1 protein-coding gene is annotated in these 1,549 nt (G+C 28.4%); it reads right to left on the bottom strand.

Annotated features, from left to right (window positions below; translation table 11 throughout):
• Positions 1–199 precede the first annotated feature (199 nt).
• The gene (locus tag WA327_RS07835) at positions 200–1,438 is read right to left on the bottom strand and encodes a hypothetical protein (RefSeq protein ID WP_336068336.1); all 1,239 of its coding nucleotides are present in this window, start codon (positions 1,436–1,438) and stop codon (positions 200–202) included.
• Between the last annotated feature and the right edge of the window lie 111 nt (positions 1,439–1,549).

Below are 1,549 nucleotides of genomic sequence, written 5' to 3'. Positions count from 1 at the left end.
AAAATCGGTAACCACCATTTTGTAACTAAATATTTCTTTAAAATTTCGGTCATTTCAAATTACTGGCAACGGTTCGTATAACCGTCAGTTACGGGTTAATATGCGTTAATATTCGGTTTGGAACTGGCGTTAGCATTTCCGAGTGGATTCGGACGTAGTCGAATCCGCCGTAATTGCGGTTATACATTGTTGTGGGTAGTTATTTTTTTACAAGTTGTCTAATTTCCATTTCCCAACTATTTAAATCAGTATGTAATATTCTTTCTTTCATATTAAGTTTATTTTGTAGGTCTTGAGATGATAACAAAGACGACCTTTTATTCTGGGTTTCTCCTGCTATATAGTTAAATATATTCTGAATACTTTTATTAGAGTACGAATTTATTGAAAATACATAGCTTGCCTTTCCTTCTTCGATACTCTCCCATATTAATAAGTAGCCAGTTTTAGACTTTAATGGAAAAAGGAACGAGTTATGAATTGTCGAAGAACCATTACTACTAATAACAGCTTCCCCAACTGGTATAATAGGTAATTTCGGAACGGAATACTCACATAGTTTTTTTAATGTATGTGTGTGTAATAGAAAAGTTAAATTTGATTTATAATATTGTTTGTTATATTTTTTCCATTTATCTATATTTAGTTTTGGTAATTGTAAATAACCAAAATTTGAGGCTGTAATATTCAAAAAGTCTATGTGATAAAATAATACTTCTTCATTTTGAATGATAACTCTTTCTTTCTCAATTAGTACTTTTAGTTTAGGTACATTGTGAAATTTGTAATAGTGTTTAATTTCATTTAGAAATTTTTTCGATTCAGAAATATACTTATCATACCATTGATTATTGTGTCTTATTGTGATTTTTCTATCTTTAAAGAAAACGTTATCCCAATCTACATCAAAAGAATGTCTAATAGATGGTTTGTTTTCTTTAAATTTTTCTAAAATCGGATTTGCTTTTGTTTTCTCCTTTGCAATTTCTTTTTTAATTTCTTGAGCCCTCTTTTTATTAGCCTGTTTTGTTAAAACTATTTTAGTTTCAGAATTTTTAATAATTTCTTTTTGTAATTGCTCAATATCTTTATTAATTATCAATAAATCAGATTCGAGTTTTGATAGTTCGCTTTTATGTTTTTTCGAAGATGTTGTATTCTTTTTATTGTTGTTTTTAAGGTCGTTATATTCGTTGTTATATTTTAACTGATTGATGATACCGTTTTTTTTGAATGATTTCTCAATTTCTTGAATTCTCTTTTTTTTAGTTTCTAAACTAATGGTATTCTTCTGTTCTTTTTGGATAACAGATTTGAGTTTTTTTATTTTTTTCTTTATTTTATTCTGTTCTTTTATTAATGAGCGTTTAGTTCGAAAACTAGACTTCTTATTTTTTTTGGATTTTACTCTTGGTCTTTTTATTCTTGGTCTTTTCATTGTCAGTTCCAATTTTTCAAAAGGACGTGGTAATTACCCACAACGGTTTTGGCTATGATTTCGTTACGGAATGGCACGTGAGTGTCATTCCGACGTTGACTGAAAGATAGC

The sequence above is a fragment of the Mesoflavibacter sp. CH_XMU1404-2 genome, from assembly GCF_037029465.1.
Lineage (GTDB): Bacteria > Bacteroidota > Bacteroidia > Flavobacteriales > Flavobacteriaceae > Mesoflavibacter.
This window is presented reverse-complemented; position numbering and strand designations above follow the sequence as displayed.

Bases quoted from the DNA above. Each gene is read 5' to 3' on its own strand.
- WA327_RS07835 (WP_336068336.1), bottom strand. From the start codon at position 1,438: ATGAAAAGACCAAGAATAAAAAGACCAAGAGTAAAATCCAAAAAAAAT.